Here is a 17,935-nt window from a genome sequence, read left to right as displayed (position 1 = left end):
GTTACGCTTCGCTGGCGGCCAGGTTCAGGTTCAGCTGCGAGCGTCCGGCGTCTTCCGGCGCGGCCGCCTTGGTCGGATGATGACGCTCGTATTCCAGTTTATCCAGATACTCGCGGGTCACGTCGCCGGTCACGTACACGCCGTCGAAGCACGACGCCTCGAAACTGGTCAGCGCCGGATTGACGTCCGAGATGGCGCGCTTGAGCGCGTCGATGTCCTGATACACCAGCGCGTCGGCGGTGATCTCGCGGCACACCTCTTCCACGGTGCGGCCGTGGGCGATCAGTTCGTCGCGGGTCGGCATGTCGATGCCATACACGTTCGGGTAGATCACCGGTGGCGCCGCCGAGGCGAAGATCACCTTGGTCGCGCCCGAGTCGCGCGCCATCTGCACGATCTCGCGGCTGGTGGTGCCACGCACGATCGAGTCGTCCACCAGCAGCACCACCTTGCCCTTGAATTCGTCCGGAATCGCGTTCAGCTTCTGGCGCACGGATTTTTTACGCGCGGCCTGGCCCGGCATGATGAAGGTCCGGCCGATGTAGCGGTTCTTGATGAAGCCTTCGCGGTATTCCACGTTCAGCGCCAGCGCCAGCTGGATCGCCGCCGGCCGCGACGAATCCGGAATCGGCATGACGACATCGATCTTCATCCCTTTCAGTTCGCGCTTGATCTTCTCGGCCAGGTACTCGCCCATTTTCAGGCGGGTGGCGTACACCGAGGCGCCGTCGATCACCGAATCCGGACGGGCCAGATACACGTATTCGAACACGCATGGATTCAGCGAAGGATGGTCGGCGCACTGGCGCGCATGCAGCTGCTTGTTGGCGTCGATGAACACCGCTTCGCCCGGCGCGATGTCGCGCACGAAGCGGAAGCCCATGCCTTCCAGCGCCACCGATTCCGAGGCAATCAGGTATTCGGTGCCTTCCGGGCTCTCGTTGATGCCCAGGCACAGCGGACGGATGCCGAACGGGTCGCGGAACGCCAGCAGACCAACGCCGGCGATCTGCGCCACGGCGGCGTAACCGCCACGCACCCGGCGGTGCAGCACGGCCACGGCGTTGAAAATGGTGTCGGCGTCGATCGAGATGCCCACCGTGGCCTTCTCGATTTCATGCGCCAGCACGTTCAGCAGCACTTCCGAATCGGAGTCGGTATTGATGTGGCGGCGGTCATTCTCGAACATCTCTTTCTTGAGCTGTTCCCAGTTGGTCAGGTTGCCGTTATGCGCCAGCGTGATGCCGAACGGCGCGTTGACGTAGAACGGCTGCGCTTCTTCCTCGCTCGACGAGCCGGCGGTCGGGTAACGGCAGTGGCCGATACCGGAATTGCCTTGCAGCGTGCGCATGTTACGGGTGCGGAACACGTCGCGCACCAGACCGTTGGCCTTGTGCATGGCGAACATGCTGCTGTGATTGGTCGCGATACCCGCCGCATCCTGGCCGCGATGTTGCAACAGCAACAAGGCGTCATACAGCATTTGGTTGACAGGTTGATGGGAAACGACGCCGACAATGCCACACATGATGGTGCTCCTGGACTGGACTACAGATTAAAAACGCAGATTTAAAGAACTCAAAAATTCACATGCTGCGACACCGCAGCGGGAAGAAACGGCTTGACCATGCGCACGCCTTGCTCGGCGTAGGGGCTGGTGGCCGCGTGCTTCCAGAAATCCTGTCGCGGCAGCGAGGTCATCCCACTCAAGATGACGGCTGCCAACACAATTACAAGCCCGCGCGCGACACCGAACACGGCGCCCAGCGCGCGGTCGATGAAGCTCAGGCCGCCCGCGTCCAGCAAGGCGTCCAGCGCCAGCGACAACAGGCCCATTAAAATCCGCGCGCCGATAAACAGCGCGATAAAGGCGACGATCAGCCGCAGCACCTCGCCCGGCACCGCCGCCGGCAGCATGTGCGCCAGTTGCGCGGCGTAGGCGTTGGCCACCACGAAGGCGATGATCCAGCTCAGCACCGACAGCACTTCCTTCACCAGTCCGCGCACCAGGCCGATGATGACCGAGGTGACCATGACGAACATCACCAGGTAGTCGAAGAGCGTCACGTCAGACGGTTTCCAGGCGGCCTTCCAGGCCCATGCCGCTCAGCTTGGCCTTGACCTTCTCGGCCTCTTCCTTGCTGCTGAACGGTCCCACGCGCACCCGGGTGATGCCCGACGCGGTTTTCTGCGTGAACGAGCTGATGCCACCGGCTTTCAGCTTGGCGCGCAGTTCCTCGACCTTGGCCTGGTCGCTCAGCGCGGCCACCTGCAGCACGAATTTCTCCGCCGTCGCCGCCGGCTTGCCTTCGAGGATGGCCAGCGCGCGCGCGTCTTCATTCTTGGCCGCCGGCTTGGTGTCGGCCGGCTTGTCGGCGGCCTTGGCCTTGGCGTCGGCCAGCTTGCGCTCGGCTTCCTGTTTTTCGGCTTTCAGTCGGGCCTCGGCTTTGGCCTCGGCCTGCTTGCGCTCCTGTTCCTGCTTGTGTTCGGCGTCGAGGCGGGCCTTCTGCTCGCGTTCGGCCTTGGCGTCCGCCAGCGCTTTCGCCTGCGCCTCGGCTTTGGCGTCCGCCTTGGCTTTGGCGTCGGCGTCGGCCTTGGTGTTGTCCACGGCGGCCACGACCGGCGCGGCGGCGGCGGGCGACGGCGCCGGCTTGGCGGCCGGCTTGACGTCCTCGACGATTTCTTCCTTGCTGTCCAGCGCGGCGGTGGCGGGCACCGGCGCGGCCGGCGCGGCTTGCGTCAGCGGCTTGTCCTTGGCGGGGATTTTGATGTCGATGTCGGACGACAATTGCTTCGGCTCGGAGTCGAGCAGCATCGGCAGGCCGACGGCGACACCCAGCGCCAGCATGATGGCGCCCACCAGGCGGCGGCGCGCGCGTTTCTTTTCAGGCAACACCGGATCGTCGTCCTCGCGGTCGCGCGTGCGGCGGCGCGGAGCGTCGCCCGACGAGGCGCGTTTGGCGCGGGCGCGCTCCGACAACGCCTGGTCATCCGCGCTGGTGTAGTAACCGCTGTCTTGACCAGCGTCTTGCTTGTTTTTGCCAGATTTCGAGAACAAGCCCATGCGTGATTTCAGTCCTGTGCGTTCAGTGGAGTGAGGATTTTCGCGCCGCCATGACACCGGCGACGGTCAGGAAAGATCCAAAGACCACAATTCTATCATCCTCACCGGCCCGGCTGATGGCATTTGCGTACGCGGCGGCGGGATCGTCGAACACGGTGATGGTGCGTTCATCGCGCTCCGGCTGCACCAGTTGCACCTTGGCGGCCAGTTCCGCGGCGCTGGCCGAGCGCGGCGACGGCAGCGTCGCCAGGCACCAGTGATCGACGTGCTCGGACATGGCGGCGATCACGCCGTCGATATCCTTGTCGTGCATGGAGCCGAACACGGCGTAGGTGTAGCGGTGGAAGCCCATGTTGCCGAGATTCTGGTTCAGCGCGGCGGCGGCGTGCGGATTGTGGGCGACATCGAGGATGATGGTCGGACGGCCCGGCAGCACCTGGAAGCGGCCCGGCAGTTCAACCGTGACCAGGCCGGTACGCACTTCCTGCGCGCCGACCGGCAGATCCAGTTTCAGCGCTTCCAGCGCGGCCAACGCGGCGCAGGCGTTGAGGATCTGGTTGGCGCCGCGCAGGCTCGGATACGCCAGCGAATTGCGGCGCTGGTTGCGGCCGCCGTAGCTCCACTGCTGCTTGTCGCCGGCGTAGTTGAAGTCGCGGCCCATCAGCCACAGGTCGGCGCCGATGGCTTCGGCATGGTCGATCAGCGCCTGTGGCGGCACCGGGTCGGAGCAGATCGCGGTTTTGCCGGCGCGGAAGATACCGGCTTTCTCGAAGCCGATCTTCTCGCGCGTGTCGCCCAGATAGTCGGTGTGGTCGATGTCGACACTGGTGACGATCGACACGTCGGCATCGACGATGTTGACCGCGTCCAGGCGGCCGCCCAGGCCCACCTCCAGGATCACCACATCCATGCCGGCTTCCGACAGCAGCTTCATGATGGCCAGCGTGGTGAACTCGAAGTACGTCAGCGACGTATCGCCGCGCGCCGCCTCGACCGCGTTGAAGGCAGCCACCAGTGTTGCGTCGCTGGCCAGGTCGCCATTGACGCGGGCGCGTTCGTTGAAGTCGAGGAAGTGCGGCTTGATGTACAGGCCGACCTTGTAGCCGGCGCGCATCAACACCGATTCCAGCATGGCGCAGGTCGAACCCTTGCCGTTGGTGCCGGCCACCATGATGACCGGGCAGTTGAAGCTCAGCTGCAACCGTTCCTTGACGGCGAGAACGCGGTCCAGGCCCATGTTGATGACGGTTTCGGCATGGCGCGATTCAAGCAGCGCAAGCCAGGCGGGCAAAGTGGTGGGGAGGTTCGACATGATGTGACTTCTGAAATGAAAACGGCGCGCAGGCCGGATGATATCCGATTGCGCGCCGTCGCGTGAGAGCGTGGCCGCTTTTAGGCCAGCACTTCCACCGGCTGATTTTGCAACAGGGCCAGCAGACGGGCGATTTCTTCGCGCATCTTGCGACGGTCGACGATCATGTCCACCGCGCCTTTGGTCACCAGGAACTCGGCGCGCTGGAAACCTTCCGGCAGTTTCTCGCGCACGGTGTTCTCGATCACGCGCGGACCGGCGAAGCCGATCAGCGCTTTCGGCTCGGCGATCACCACGTCGCCCATGAAGGCGAACGAGGCCGACACGCCGCCCATGGTCGGATCGGTCAGCACGCTGATGAACGGCAGTTTCTTTTCCGACAATTTGGTCAGCATGGCGGTGGTCTTCGCCATCTGCATCAGCGACAACAAGCCCTCCTGCATGCGGGCGCCGCCGGTGGCGGTGATGCAAATAAACGGCACCTTCTGCTCCAGCGCCACTTGCGCGCCGCGCACGAAGCGCTCGCCGACCACGGAGCCCATCGAGCCGCCCATGAATTCGAACTCGAAGCACGCCACCACGGCCGGCAGGCTCATGATCGAGCCTCCCATGACGATCAGCGCGTCGGTCTCGCCGGTGGCTTCCATCGCCTGTTTCAGGCGGTCCGGGTATTTCTTGCTATCTTTGAACTTCAGCGTATCGACCGGCAGGGTATCCATGCCGATTTCATAACGGCCGCCGGCGTCGAACAGGCTGTCGAGGCGTTCGCGCGCGCGGATGCGCATGTGGTGGTCGCATTTCGGGCAGACGTGCAGGTTCGACTCCAGGTCGGTGCGGTACAGCACGGCCTCGCACGACGGACATTTGACCCACAGGCCTTCCGGCATGGTCTTGCGGGCGCCGGCGTCGGAGCGCTGGATACGTGGGGGCAGCAGTTTTTCCAACCAACTCATAAATTCTCCTTGCAGCTTACTTGTGGCCCGAAGTGTAGCCGTTTCTCGCCCCCCTGTCGAACTTTAGAGGAATTCCACTACTGAATAGACATTGTTTCAACATAGTCAAATTTGTGGAAATTTCAAGGGCGCTGCGATAGCGCCCCTGGCGGACGTGTCAGGCGTCGAGGGCGGTGCGGATGGCGGTGGTGAAGGCTTGTACGGCGGCGACGGCGCCGTCCTTGCCGGCGGTTTCGATTTCCTGAATGATGCGGCTGCCGATCACCACGGCGTCCGCCACCTCGGCCACGGCGCGCGCGGTGGCGCCGTCACGGATGCCAAAGCCCACGCCCACCGGCAATTTCACGTGCTTGCGTATGCCTTGCAGGCGATTGGCAACATCGGCCACGTCGATATTGCCGGCACCGGTCACGCCTTTCAGCGACACGTAGTAGCTGAAGCCGCCGCCGACCTTGGCCACCTGCTCGATGCGCTGCTCGGTCGAGGTCGGCGCCAGCAGGAAGATCAGGTCGAGCCCGGCCGCGCGCATGGCGGCGGCGAACTCTTCGCACTCTTCCGGCGGATAATCGACCACGATCGCACCATCCGCGCCCACCGCCACCGACTGGGCGATGAACTCGGCGGCGCCGATGCGCTCGATCGGGTTGGCGTAGCCCATCAACACCACCGGCGTGGTCTGGTTGGTCTTGCGGAACTCGGCCACGTAGCCGAACACGTCCTTGATGCCGACGCCGTTCGCCAGCGCGCGTTCACAGGCACGCTGGATCACCGGGCCTTCGGCCATCGGGTCGGAAAACGGCACGCCCAGTTCGATGATGTCGGCGCCGCCGGCCACCAGGGCGTGCATCAGCGGCACGGTCGATTCACGCCCCGGATCGCCGGCGGTGATGAAGGTGACGAGCGCGGTTTTATTGTGCGCTTTCAAAGCGCTGAAGGTTGCTGCGATGTTGGACATTGTCGGTTTCCTTAGTTGAAGTTCAGACCCATACGTTCCGCCACCGTATGCATGTCCTTGTCACCACGGCCCGACAGGTTGGCCAAAATAATCTTATCTTTCGGCAGCGTGGCGGCCAGCTTCACCGCATACGCCAGCGCGTGCGACGACTCCAGCGCCGGAATGATGCCTTCGATATGACAACAATCGTGGAAGGCCTTCAACGCCTCGTCATCGGTGATCGATACGTACTCGGCGCGGCCGCTATCCTTCAGGTAAGCGTGCTCCGGCCCGACGCCCGGATAGTCCAGGCCGGCCGACACCGAATGCGTCTCGATGATCTGACCGTTCGCGTCCTGCAGCAGATAGGTGCGGTTGCCGTGCAACACGCCCGGATAGCCCTTGGTCAGCGAGGCCGCGTGCTTGTCGCCCTCCAGCCCCTCGCCCGCCGCTTCCACGCCCACCAGTTTCACCGTCTTCTGATCGATGTACGGGTAGAAAATGCCCATCGCGTTCGAGCCGCCGCCGATGCAGGCCAGCACATAGTCCGGCTGGCGACCGGTCATTTCCGGCATCTGCACCAGGCATTCCTCGCCGATCACCGACTGGAAGTCGCGCACCAGCATCGGGTACGGATGCGGGCCGGCCACGGTGCCGATGATGTAGAAGGTGTTCTCGATGTTGGTCACCCAGTCGCGCATGGCTTCGTTGAGCGCGTCCTTCAGCGTCTTCGAGCCGGACTCCACCGGCACAACCGTCGCACCCAGCAGCTTCATGCGGTAGACGTTCTGCGCCTGGCGCTTGACATCCTCGCTGCCCATGTACACCACGCACTCCAGGCCGAAGCGCGCGCAGATGGTCGCGGTGGCCACGCCGTGCTGTCCGGCGCCGGTTTCGGCGATGATGCGCGGCTTGCCCATGCGCTTGGCCAGCAGCGCCTGGCCGATGACGTTGTTGATCTTGTGCGCGCCGGTATGGTTCAGGTCTTCGCGCTTCAGGTAAATCTGCGCGCCGCCGGCCAGTTCGGACCAGCGCTTGGCGTGATAAATCGGCGACGGTCGGCCGACGAAGTGCTTCAGCTCATAGCGGAATTCTTCGAGGAATGCCGGATCCTGGCTGTACTTGGCATAAGCCTCGTTCAGCTCGGCCAGCGCGTAGGTCAGGGTTTCGGCGACAAAGCTGCCGCCGTAGGGGCCAAAGTGACCTTTGGCGTCAGGTAAGGGGTAATCGTTAGCGTGGAACAGCGGTTTCGCGTTCATGATGGGTTTCGCTTTCTAAAATGGCATCTCCGGCCCGCACCGCCGCGACAAAGTCGGCGATCTTGCGGGCATCCTTGATCCCCCTGGACGCTTCGACACCAGAACTGATGTCCACAGCGTAGGGGCGTACACCGGCCACCGCGTCAGTCGCGTTGTGTACGCTCAAGCCACCACTTAAAACGACCCGAGGCGCGAGATCTTTTGGAATGAGAGACCAATCAAAACCCTTTCCTGCGCCACCGTAGGCGTCCACATAGGTGTCCAGCAACAGGCTGGTGAACAAGGGACTGGCGGCGCGGTTTGCCTGTTCATATTCTAGCAGTTCATCCGGGGCCGTGTCAGGTTTGACGCGGAACACCTTCATGAACTGGCGCCCGGCGGCCGCCGCGATGGCCGCCGCCTCGGCCACGGTTTCGTCGCCGTGCAGCTGGATCAACGACAGCGGCGCCACGCGCACCGTCCGCGCCACCTCGTCGGGCGCGGCGTTGACGAACAGGCCGACCGTGGTGATGAACGGCGGCACGATACGGATCAACTCGGCGGCGCGTTGCGGCGTCACGTAACGCGGGCTTTTCGGATAGAACACGAAACCGATCGCATCCGCGCCGGCCGCCACTGCGGCGTGCACGTCTTCCTCGCGGGTCAGGCCGCAGATTTTGATACGGGTGCGCATTGCTCTATCCTTTTAAAACCACGGCAGCTGGCTGTTGGCTTCCTGCGGCAGCGCCCATTTTTCATCGTAGTCGATTTTCGCCAGATACAGGCCGTCCGGCATGAAGGTCGGCGCGGCCAATTGGCGGTTTTTGGCCGCCAGCAGCTCGCCCATCCAGCTCACCTCCTCGCGGCCCTGGCCGATGTAGACCAGCGAACCGACCAGGTTGCGCACCATGTGGTGCAGGAAGGCGCTGGCCTTCAGCGTGAAAATGATCAGGTCGCCCTGGCGGCGGATCTGGATGTCGTGCATCAGCTTGACGGGCGACTTGGCCTGGCAATGCGCGGCGCGGAAGGTGGTGAAGTCATGCTCGCCGATCAGCGCCTGGGCCGCCGCCTGCATGCGCGCCACGTCCAGCGGATGATGGTAGAAACCGGCGCGGCCTTGCAGCAGCGGCGAGCGCGTCGGATGGTTGTACAGCACGTAGTGATAGGTGCGCGCCCGGGCGCTGAAGCGCGCATGGAAGAAGTTGTCGCCCGTCGGATCGCCGTCCAGCTCCTTGGCCCAGCGCACGCCGATCGACGGCGGCAGGAAGGCGTTGATGCCGCGCACCCAGGCGTGCGGCAAGCGGTTCAGATCGGTATCAAAATGCACCACCTGCTCGGCGGCATGGACGCCGGCGTCGGTGCGGCCGGCGCAGGTGGTGGCCAGCGGCACGGTGGCAAAGGCCAGGATGGCCTGCTCCAGCTTGTCCTGCACGGTCAGGCCGTGGTCCTGCTTCTGGTAGCCGTGCCAGGCCTGGCCGTCGTACTGGAGCCCGATTGCAATCCGTTTCACTACTGCCCTGTTCATATAATGTCTGAGTCAGCCATTATATAACGGCGGGGCTTTATCCCAACTGGGCCTTCATGGCGTTGGCCTTGGCGACCTGCTCGTCACTACCGCCGCGCAGCACCTCGTCCAGCAGCTCGCGCGCGCCTTCCTTGTCGCCGATTTCCTGATAGGCCACCGCCAGGTCCAGCTTGGTGTCCATTTCCATGTGCAGCGCCGACAGCGGCTCGCCGCCGGACGCTGGGGTCGGCACGGCGCCATCGGCCATGTTGGGCAGGTCGAGGTCGATGCCGGACAGGTCGAACTCCTGGCTGGCCGGCGCTGGCGTGGCGGTGTCGGCCTGGTCGATGCTGGTGTCGAAGTCCAGCGGTTCGGCCGGCGCCTGTGGCGGCTCGGTGAAGGCCGGCACTTCCGGAATGTCGAAGCCGGCCAGGTCCAGATCCAGCGCATCGGTGCTGGCGGCTGGCGCGGCCTGGCCGAAGTCCATGCGCATGTCGTCGGCCGGCGCAGGAGCTTCGGTTGGCGTTGGCGCGAGGTTCAGGCCGTCCATGTCGAAGTCCATCAGCTGGTCGTCATCGGCAGCGGCGGTTGTCGGCGCGGCTGGCGCATCGGCGGTTTGCGGCAGCGCGGTTTCCAGATCGGCGGGGTCGAACTCGGCGGCTGGCGCGACTTCCTGACGCAACTCAAGATCGAGTGGCGTCAACGCCGGCACGGATTCCGGCTGGGCGGCGATGGTATCGGCATAATCGCTGCCGAAGTCGGGCGCCGCCGCTGCCGCCGCGACGGCGGCTGGCGCGGCGGCGGCGGCAAAGCTGTCGCTCGGCGCGGCGCTGTACAGCGGATTGCCCGGCTCCAGCGTCCGGCCCATGGCGGCGGCGTGCTCCCATTCGTCACCCTGGCCGCGCGTCAGTGCGTACAGTTCCGAGGCCTGGGTTTCAAACGAGCGCGCATCGTTGCGCGCCACGTAGATTTCCAGCAGCTTCAAGCGCACCGGATGGCGCTCAGGATGAACGCGCAGCGCTTCTTTCAGGATTTCTTCGGCCTGGGCGTCACGGCCGTAGGCGATGTAGACATCGGCTTCCGCCACCGGGTCCACCTCATTGGTATCGAGCTGACTGGCCGAGGGCGCGAAGGTGGAAGTGAAGACGCTGTTGTCGGTGTCGGCGTTCTGGCCGGCAGGCTCGGCGATCATCGGCTGCGGCGCCGGAATGGCGGCGTCGGCAGGAACCGAAGGCTCTTCCTTCGACTCGCCCAGTTGCTTGCGACGGCGCGAGGAGACGATCCCCAATGCGCCCGCCAGCAGCGCCGCCGCAGCGAGGCCAATGTAGGTCAGGTTGTCCGCCAGCGTGTCGAACAGGCTCGGCTCGGCGATGCGTTTTGGCGGCAGCGTCATTTTCTTTGGCTGCTGCGCTTCCGGCGCTGCCGCCGGCGACGACGCGGCTGCCGAAGCCGAAGCAGAGGCAGAGGCAGAGGCAGACGCAGCGGATGGTTTGGCCTCGGCCGCCGTCTTGTGCTTCATCACCATCAACTTCTCAAGGTCGTTGACGTTCTTTTCCAGTTCCTTGACGCGGGCGGAAGCTTCTTCCGCCTGCTTCTGCCGGGCGATCTTGTCCTCGGCCACCGCAGCGGTTTTGCCGGCTTGCGGCTTGTCGGTGGTGGCTTTGGACAGCGTCAGCTTGTCCTGGGCGGTGTTGGCGGCGCTCGGCTTCTCCTCCACCTTGGCGGTGATCTTGCCGGAGGCTTTTTGCGCCGGTTCGGTTTCCTTGGCCGCCGTGCTGGCGGCAACCTGGCCGGCCAGCTTGGCGCGGTAGGCGTTGAAATCGATGGCGTGCGCGACCACCACGCTGCGCGCTTCGCCCTCGCCACCGACGGCGGTGATCTGTTCGGCGTTCGGCACCGACAGGATTTCGCCCGATTTCAGGCGGTTCATGTTCTTGCCGCTGAACGCTTCCGGGTTGGCGCGGTACAGGGCGACCAGCATGGTATCGAGCGAAACGTTGGCCGGCTTGACCTGGTTGGCGATGCGGGTCAGGTTATCGCCGCGCTTGACGGTGTATTCGCTGGCGTCGACCTTGGCGCGCGCCGGCACAGCGGCGGCAGATGGCTGCGCGGACGCCGGACGGCTGCCCACCTCCACCGGCGCCGTCACTTGCGGCGCCTGCGCGGCGCGCACCTCTGGCGGATCGAGCAGGAAGGTGTATTCGCGCACCATGCGCCCGCCGGTCCAGTTCAGTTCCAGCAGCAGGGCGACGAACGGCTCGTTGATACTCTGGCTGGACGTGACCTTGACCACCTGGCGGCCATTGCGCTGCTCGACATCGAAGTGCAACGACAGCAGCGCCGGGTTGAAGTCGATATTCGCGCCGCGGTAGGCGTCCTGCGGCGCCAGCTTGGCCACCAGCCCACTCGCCTCCTCCGGCGTGACGGCGGTCAGTTCGATTTCCGCGCGCAGCGGTTGCCCCAGTGCCGACAGCACCGTCAACTTCCCGAGCCCGGCCGCATGAGCGGTAGCGGCCATCAGCACCGCGCTGGCGACTGCGCTGGTCACCGTTTTCAACGCGAACGAAACAAGGCGGGGGCGATTTTGTACGGGCATAGTTGGGGCGTTGTTTTATGGTTGTCAGTTGGAAAATGTTACTTTCCTAGATATATCAACATAACATCATGCTTTTGACTGTGCAAGTTTAAACGACAAAAAGGGGTTTCTCCTATGAGAACACATAGGAAAAACCCCTTCTCTTGTCGCGTTAAAGCTTACTTGTCGAGCACGATGCGCAGCATGCGGCGCAGCGGTTCGGCGGCGCCCCACAACAGCTGGTCGCCAACGGTGAAGGCGGACAGGTAATCCGGGCCCATTTCCAGCTTGCGCAGACGGCCGACCGGAATCGTCAGGCCACCGGTCACGGCGGCTGGCGACAGGTCCTTCATCGATGCCTCGCGGGTATTCGGCACAACCTTAGCCCACTGGTTGGCCGAAGCGATGATGTCGGTGATCTCGTCCAGCGGCACATCCTTGTTCAGCTTGATGGTCAGCGCCTGCGAGTGGCAACGCATGGCGCCGATACGCACGCACAGGCCGTCCACTGGAATCGCTTTGGAACCGAAGTCGGCGCCCAGGCCGAGGATCTTGTTGGTCTCGGCGCCGGCTTTCCACTCTTCCTTCGACTGGCCGTTACCCAGGTCCTTGTCGATCCAAGGGATCAGGTTGCCGGCCAGCGGCACGCCGAACTGTTTGGTTTCGTCGGCCGACAGCCCGTGCTGGGTGGCCAGCACCTGGCGGTCGATTTCCAGAATGGCCGAGGCCGGGTCGTCCAGCAGCGGCTTGACGGCGCCGTTGATGGTGCCGAACTGGGTCAGCAGTTCGCGCATGTGCTGCGCGCCGCCACCCGAGGCCGCCTGGTAAGTCATCGAGGTCATCCACTCGACCAGGCCCTGCTGGAACAGACCGCCCAGACCAATCAGCATGCACGACACGGTGCAGTTACCGCCGATGAAGTTCTTCACGCCCTTGCTCAGCGCGTCCTTGATGACGTGCATGTTGACCGGGTCCAGCACGATGACCGCGTCCTTTTCCATGCGCAGCGTCGACGCGGCGTCGATCCAATAGCCGTTCCAGCCGGCCGCGCGCAGTTTCGGAAAGACTTCGGTGGTGTAGTCGCCGCCCTGGCACGAGATGATGATCTCGCACTTTTTCAGTTCATCGATATCGGTGGCGCTTTTCAGCTTGGTTTCGTTCCTGGCCATCGCCGGCGCGTTGCCGCCGGGGTTCGAGGTGGTGAAAAACACCGGCTCGATGTGGGCGAAATCGCCTTCTTCCTGCATGCGTTGCATCAGCACTGAACCCACCATGCCACGCCAACCTACCAGACCTACGAGTTTCATTTTGCTCTTCCTTGTCGATTAATTTTTATGCGAGTGCCTTGACCACCGCGTTGCCCATCTCTTCGGTGCCCACCTTGGTGGTGCCCGCTTCGTAGATGTCGACGGTACGCAGGCCTTGTGCCAGCACTTTCTTGACAGCGGCTTCGATACGGTCGGCCTGCTCCACCTTGTTCAGCGAGAAGCGCAGCATCATGGCGGCCGACAGGATGGTCGCCAGCGGATTGGCGATGCCCTTGCCGGCGATGTCCGGCGCCGATCCGTGCGACGGCTCGTACAGGCCCTTGTTGTTGGCGTCCAGCGACGCCGATGGCAGCATGCCGATCGAACCGGTCAGCATCGCGGCGGCGTCCGACAGGATGTCGCCGAACATATTGCCGGTGACGATGACGTCGAACTTCTTCGGCGCGCGCACCAGTTGCATGGCGGCGTTATCGACGTACATGTGGTCCAGCGCCACGTCCGGATATTCCTGGTGCACGTCGGTGACGATGTCCTTCCAGAACTGGAAAGTCTCCAGCACATTGGCCTTGTCCACCGAGGTCAGGCGCTTGCCGCGCTTTTGCGCCGCCTGGAACGCCACGTGGGCGATGCGGCGGATTTCGCCTTCGGCATAGCGCATGGTGTCGAAGCCTTCGCGCTGACCCTTGAACGGACCGTCCGGACACTCGCGCACGCCGCGCGGCTGGCCGAAGTAAATGTCGCCGGTCAGTTCACGCACGATCAGAATGTCCAGGCCCGAAACGATTTCCGGCTTCAAGGTCGAGGCGTTGGCCAGTTCCGGGTACAGGATCGCCGGACGCAGATTACCGAACAGGCCGAGGTGCTTGCGCAGGCCCAGAATCGCCTGCTCCGGCCGCAGTGGGCGGTCCAGCGTGTCGTACTTCCAGTCGCCGACGGCGCCGAACAGCACCGCGTCCGCGTCTTGGGCCAGCTTCAGCGTGGCTTCCGGCAGCGGGTGGCCGCTGGCTTCGTAGCCGGCGCCACCGACCGGCGCCGTTTCCATCTCAAATTGCTCGTCCAGCGCGTTCAGCACCTTGACCGCTTGGGTGACGATTTCCGGGCCGATGCCATCGCCCGGGAGGATTGCGATTTTCATTGTTTTCGATCTTTAGATGACGTTAGCCAACCAGGGTTGGTTTGCCAGATGGCGCTCTTCGAAGCCACGGATGGTGTCGGCGTGGCGCAGCGTCAGGCCGATATCGTCGAGCCCGTTCATCAGGCAGTATTTGCGGAAGGCGTCGATCTCGAATGGGTAGGAGACGCTGCCATTGCGGGTGGAAATGCGCTGCTGCTCAAGGTCAACCACCAGTTTGTATCCGGGGAAGGCCTTGACTTCGTTGAACAGATGATCAATCTGCGCTTCGCTCAAAACGATCGGCAGCAAGCCGCTCTTGAAACAGTTGTTGAAGAAGATGTCGGCGAACGAGGACGCGACGACGGCGCGGAAGCCGTACTGGTCCAGCGCCCACGGCGCGTGCTCGCGCGAAGAGCCGCAGCCGAAGTTCTTGCGGGTCAGCAGGATCGAGGCGCCCTGATAGCGCGGCTCGTTGAGCACGAAGTCCGGGTTCAGCGGACGCTGGCTGTTGTCCATGCCGGGTTCGCCGTGGTCGAGATAGCGCCACTCGTCGAACAGATTGGGACCGAAGCCGGTGCGGTGAATCGACTTCAGGAACTGCTTCGGGATGATGGCGTCGGTGTCGACATTGGCGCGATCCAGCGGCGCGACCAGTCCTTCATAAATCGTAAATTTTTCCATGGTGTTCTTCATTGGACGCCGCCCCGCGGGCGTGCGCGGGGCGCGTCGGTTCGTCAATGCCCGGCGGCGCCCTGCACCGCCTGGCCGGCTTTCTGCACATCCTTGCCCATGCCGGCGATGGTGTTGCAGCCGGTGATAGCGATAGCGAGGAGGGTCAGAGCGATCAGTTTTTTCATGATAATTCCCGGTGGGTAGTGGGTATCGGTAAAAAGATTAGCGCAGTGCGCGCACGTCAACAAAATGGCCGGTGATACCGGCTGCCGCGGCCATGGCGGGAGACACCAGATGGGTGCGTCCGCCCTGGCCCTGACGGCCTTCAAAGTTGCGGTTGGAAGTCGAGGCGCAGCGCTCGCCCGGTTCCAGGCGGTCGGCGTTCATCGCCAGGCACATCGAGCAGCCCGGTTCGCGCCATTCGAAACCGGCGTCCTTGAAGATGCGGTCCAAGCCTTCACGCTCGGCCTGTTCTTTCACCAGGCCCGAGCCCGGCACGACCAGCGCCAGCTTGACGTTGGAGGCGCGCTGCTTGCCGCGCACCACGGCGGCGGCGGCGCGCAAGTCCTCGATGCGCGAGTTGGTGCAGGAGCCGATGAACACCTTGTCGATGCGGATATCCTCAATCGCGGTGTTCGGCTTCAGGTTCATGTAGACCAGCGCCTTTTCCATCGCGCTGCGCTTGACGCTGTCTTTTTCCTGATCCGGGTCCGGCACGCGGCCGTCGACCGGCACCACCATCTCGGGCGAGGTGCCCCAGGTGACCTGCGGCTTGATGTCGGCGGCGTTCAGCGTCACCACCAGGTCGAACCTGGCGCCCGGATCGGTGTGCAGCGTGCGCCAGTAGGCCACGGCCTGGTCCCAATGCGGACCGGCCGGCGAGAACGGCCGGCCCTTGACATAATTGATGGTGGTGTCGTCGACGCCGATGATGCCGGCGCGCGCGCCGGCCTCGATCGCCATATTGCAGACGGTCATGCGGCCTTCCATCGACAGCGCGCGGATGGTCGAGCCGCCGAACTCGATACAGTAGCCATTGCCGCCGGCGGTGCCGATCTTGCCGATGATGGCCAGCACGATATCCTTGGCGGTGACGCCGGCCGGCAGCGCGCCGTTGACTTCCACCAGCATCGCCTTGGATTTTTTCTGCAGCAGCGTCTGGGTGGCCAGCACGTGCTCCACTTCCGAGGTGCCGATGCCGTGCGCCAGCGCGCCGAAGGCGCCGTGGGTCGAGGTGTGCGAGTCGCCGCAGACCACCGTCATGCCCGGCAACGTGGCGCCCTGCTCGGGGCCGATCACGTGCACGATGCCCTGGCGCTTGTCGTTCATGTTGAAGTAGGTCAGGCCGTAGGCCTTGGCGTTGTTGTCCAGCGTTTCGACCTGCAGCCGCGAGACCGGATCGGCGATGCCCTCGGCGCGCGAGGTGGTCGGTACGTTGTGGTCGGCCACGGCCAGATTGGCCGACAGGCGCCATGGCTGGCGGTTGGCGGCGCGCAGGCCGTCAAATGCTTGCGGGCTGGTCACTTCGTGGACCAGGTGGCGGTCAATATAGAGGATGGTGGTGCCGTCTTCCTCGGTGTTGACGACGTGGGATTCCCAGAGTTTGTCGTAAAGCGTCTTCATAATGTCTTTTTGATACCACTACTATTATCCAACTTGATTATGCCATATTGTGCAATGCAATAGCAGCCACCGCGGTCCAGCCTCTTGAGCCCGACGCCTTCTGCCTACCGCTCCACGTGGTATGACCCCAAAAACAAAAAAGCCTGCGTGTGGACGCAGGCTTTTGGTCTTGCTGGCCGGAGTCTGCTGAGACTCAGGCCGCCATGCGTACACTACCTCGACAACCGTCCATTAGGAACGATAGGCCCACCACCAGCACCAGCTCGCCCTCGGCGGAGCGCGCCGTGCCGGTAATGCCCTCGACGGTGATCGCGGTCATCGGCTTGATCACCAGATCGGCCGTGCCGTCGACCGCTTCCACCGCCAGGATGTAGGGCTGTGGTGCGGCGACAACAATGCCGACCTTCTCGCGGCAGCTGTCGTAGCCCAGCGAATCGGCCAGCGAGCGCACCGGCAGCGGACGGCCCTGGTCTTTCAGCACCGGCGCGCCGCCCACTTCCATGAACACTTCCGGCAGCTCGACCACGCGCTGCACCACCGCCATCGGCAGCGCCAGCGCGGCGCCCGAGGTCGACACCAGCATGGTCGGCACGATCGACAGCTCGATCGGCAGACGGATCGAGAACTTGGTGCCCTTGCCCAGCTCGGACTCGATCTGGATCGCGCCGCGGTTTTTCTCCACGGCGGTCTTCACCACGTCCATGCCGACACCGCGCCCGGACACGCTCGATGCCACTTCCTTGGTCGAGAAACCCGGTAAGAATACCAGTTGCAGGCAATCGTCGGTAGATAACTGCGCCGATTCCGAGATCAGGCCCTTCTGCAAGGCCTTGGCGCGCAGCTTGACCGGGTCCATGCCCTTGCCGTCATCCTGCAGCACGATCATGACGCTATTGGCTTCCTGCCACGCCTTGAGCTGGATGAAGGACTTGACCGGCTTGCCGGCGGCGATGCGTTCCTCCGGCGTTTCCACGCCGTGGTCCAGCGAGTTGCGCAGCATGTGCACCAGCGGATCGTACAGCGAATCGACCACCACGCGGTCGACCTCGGTCTCCGCGCCTTCGATGTTCAGGTCGACTTCCTTGCCCAGATCCTTGGCCAGCTCGCGCACCAGGCGCGGGAATTTCTGGAACAGGCGGCCGACCGGCTGCATGCGGGTGGCCAGCGTGGCGCGCTGCAGTTCGGTCGAATAGCGCGAGGCGCGTTCCAGCGTTTCGGACAGCGTCGCCATCAGCGTCTGGGCCTGGCCTTCGAACTTGAATTGCAGCAGGCGTTCCAGCAGCACGGCGGCCTGGTTGGCGGCCTGCACCGATTCGCCGGCCACTTCCAGCAGCGCGTCGAGCTTGACGGCGTCGATCCGGATCGATTCTTCCTTGGCCGGGGCGGCGTGCTGACGCTCGTCCTTCTTCTCGGCGGCTTCGCGCCGGCCGGCGGCCGGCGCGGCCTTGATTTCTGCGGCGACGGCGGCGATTTCGGCGGCGCTCGGCGGCGTGGCGGCGGCAGGCGCCGCAACTGCCACTGCGGCGACCGGCACCAAGACCGGCGCTGGCGCGGAACGGGTGTAGGAGCCCGGCGGCATCACCGCCTCATACATGCCTTCCCAGTCGAGACCGTCGGCGGAGGCCGTGCCGACCGGCGCGGCGGCGACGGCCACCGGGGCCGGGGCCGGGGCCGGGGC

Annotated in this window: 16 protein-coding genes; all 16 read right to left on the bottom strand. The window is 64.1% G+C overall.

From position 1 onward, the window contains the following. Position 1: 1 nt before the first annotated feature. Positions 2-1,528: an amidophosphoribosyltransferase gene (gene purF / locus GTP44_RS09860; protein ID WP_160991562.1), complete on the bottom strand. Its 1,527-nt coding sequence runs from the start codon at positions 1,526-1,528 to the stop codon at positions 2-4. A 50-nt stretch (positions 1,529-1,578) separates the two neighbouring features. After that, entirely contained in the window at positions 1,579-2,067 is a 489-nt protein-coding gene (locus GTP44_RS09855) for a CvpA family protein (RefSeq protein ID WP_161019298.1), read from the bottom strand. A 1-nt stretch (position 2,068) separates the two neighbouring features. Further along, positions 2,069-3,064 (bottom strand): SPOR domain-containing protein, encoded by a 996-nt coding sequence (locus tag GTP44_RS09850; protein WP_161019297.1) that lies wholly within the window; start codon positions 3,062-3,064, stop codon positions 2,069-2,071. Positions 3,065-3,086: 22 nt separating this feature from the next. Next, positions 3,087-4,376, bottom strand: coding sequence for a bifunctional tetrahydrofolate synthase/dihydrofolate synthase (gene folC, locus GTP44_RS09845; RefSeq protein WP_161019296.1), 1,290 nt, complete (start codon positions 4,374-4,376; stop codon positions 3,087-3,089). Between the two features lie 80 nt (positions 4,377-4,456). After that, on the bottom strand, positions 4,457-5,329 hold the full coding sequence (gene accD, locus GTP44_RS09840) for an acetyl-CoA carboxylase, carboxyltransferase subunit beta (RefSeq protein ID WP_160991558.1): 873 nt from the start codon (positions 5,327-5,329) through the stop codon (positions 4,457-4,459). A gap of 157 nt (positions 5,330-5,486) precedes the next feature. Next, the gene (gene trpA / locus GTP44_RS09835) at positions 5,487-6,284 is read right to left on the bottom strand and encodes a tryptophan synthase subunit alpha (RefSeq protein ID WP_161019295.1); all 798 of its coding nucleotides are present in this window, start codon (positions 6,282-6,284) and stop codon (positions 5,487-5,489) included. 11 nt (positions 6,285-6,295) lie between these two features. Further along, positions 6,296-7,522, bottom strand: coding sequence for a tryptophan synthase subunit beta (gene trpB / locus GTP44_RS09830; protein ID WP_161019294.1), 1,227 nt, complete (start codon positions 7,520-7,522; stop codon positions 6,296-6,298). After that, positions 7,494-8,195, bottom strand: coding sequence for a phosphoribosylanthranilate isomerase (locus GTP44_RS09825; protein ID WP_161019293.1), 702 nt, complete (start codon positions 8,193-8,195; stop codon positions 7,494-7,496). The genes trpB and GTP44_RS09825 overlap by 29 nt, the downstream gene beginning before the upstream one ends. A gap of 12 nt (positions 8,196-8,207) precedes the next feature. Then, positions 8,208-9,011, bottom strand: a complete 804-nt coding sequence (truA, locus tag GTP44_RS09820; protein WP_161019292.1) for a tRNA pseudouridine(38-40) synthase TruA — start codon at positions 9,009-9,011, stop codon at positions 8,208-8,210. 52 nt (positions 9,012-9,063) lie between these two features. Continuing rightward, entirely contained in the window at positions 9,064-11,553 is a 2,490-nt protein-coding gene (locus GTP44_RS09815; RefSeq protein WP_371867193.1) for a motility hub landmark protein FimV, read from the bottom strand. A 206-nt stretch (positions 11,554-11,759) separates the two neighbouring features. Then, the gene (gene asd, locus GTP44_RS09810) at positions 11,760-12,887 is read right to left on the bottom strand and encodes an aspartate-semialdehyde dehydrogenase (RefSeq protein ID WP_161019290.1); all 1,128 of its coding nucleotides are present in this window, start codon (positions 12,885-12,887) and stop codon (positions 11,760-11,762) included. Positions 12,888-12,912: 25 nt separating this feature from the next. Then, the gene (gene leuB / locus GTP44_RS09805; RefSeq protein WP_160991551.1) at positions 12,913-13,983 is read right to left on the bottom strand and encodes a 3-isopropylmalate dehydrogenase; all 1,071 of its coding nucleotides are present in this window, start codon (positions 13,981-13,983) and stop codon (positions 12,913-12,915) included. A gap of 12 nt (positions 13,984-13,995) precedes the next feature. Continuing rightward, positions 13,996-14,643: a 3-isopropylmalate dehydratase small subunit gene (leuD, locus tag GTP44_RS09800; RefSeq protein WP_160991550.1), complete on the bottom strand. Its 648-nt coding sequence runs from the start codon at positions 14,641-14,643 to the stop codon at positions 13,996-13,998. Between the two features lie 53 nt (positions 14,644-14,696). Further along, positions 14,697-14,819 carry an entericidin A/B family lipoprotein gene (locus GTP44_RS09795; RefSeq protein WP_160991549.1) on the bottom strand — a complete coding sequence of 41 codons (123 nt, stop codon included), beginning with the start codon at positions 14,817-14,819 and terminating at the stop codon, positions 14,697-14,699. A 37-nt stretch (positions 14,820-14,856) separates the two neighbouring features. Further along, the gene (leuC, locus tag GTP44_RS09790; protein WP_160991667.1) at positions 14,857-16,260 is read right to left on the bottom strand and encodes a 3-isopropylmalate dehydratase large subunit; all 1,404 of its coding nucleotides are present in this window, start codon (positions 16,258-16,260) and stop codon (positions 14,857-14,859) included. A 190-nt stretch (positions 16,261-16,450) separates the two neighbouring features. Continuing rightward, positions 16,451-17,935: chemotaxis protein CheA (locus GTP44_RS09785; RefSeq protein WP_161019289.1), on the bottom strand; the 1,485-nt coding region annotated here is incomplete at its 5' end.

The organism is Duganella lactea (genome assembly GCF_009857505.1).
Lineage (GTDB): Bacteria > Pseudomonadota > Gammaproteobacteria > Burkholderiales > Burkholderiaceae_D > Rugamonas > Rugamonas lactea.
Note: the sequence above shows the minus strand (reverse complement) of the source record. Positions and strands in the feature narration are given on the sequence as shown.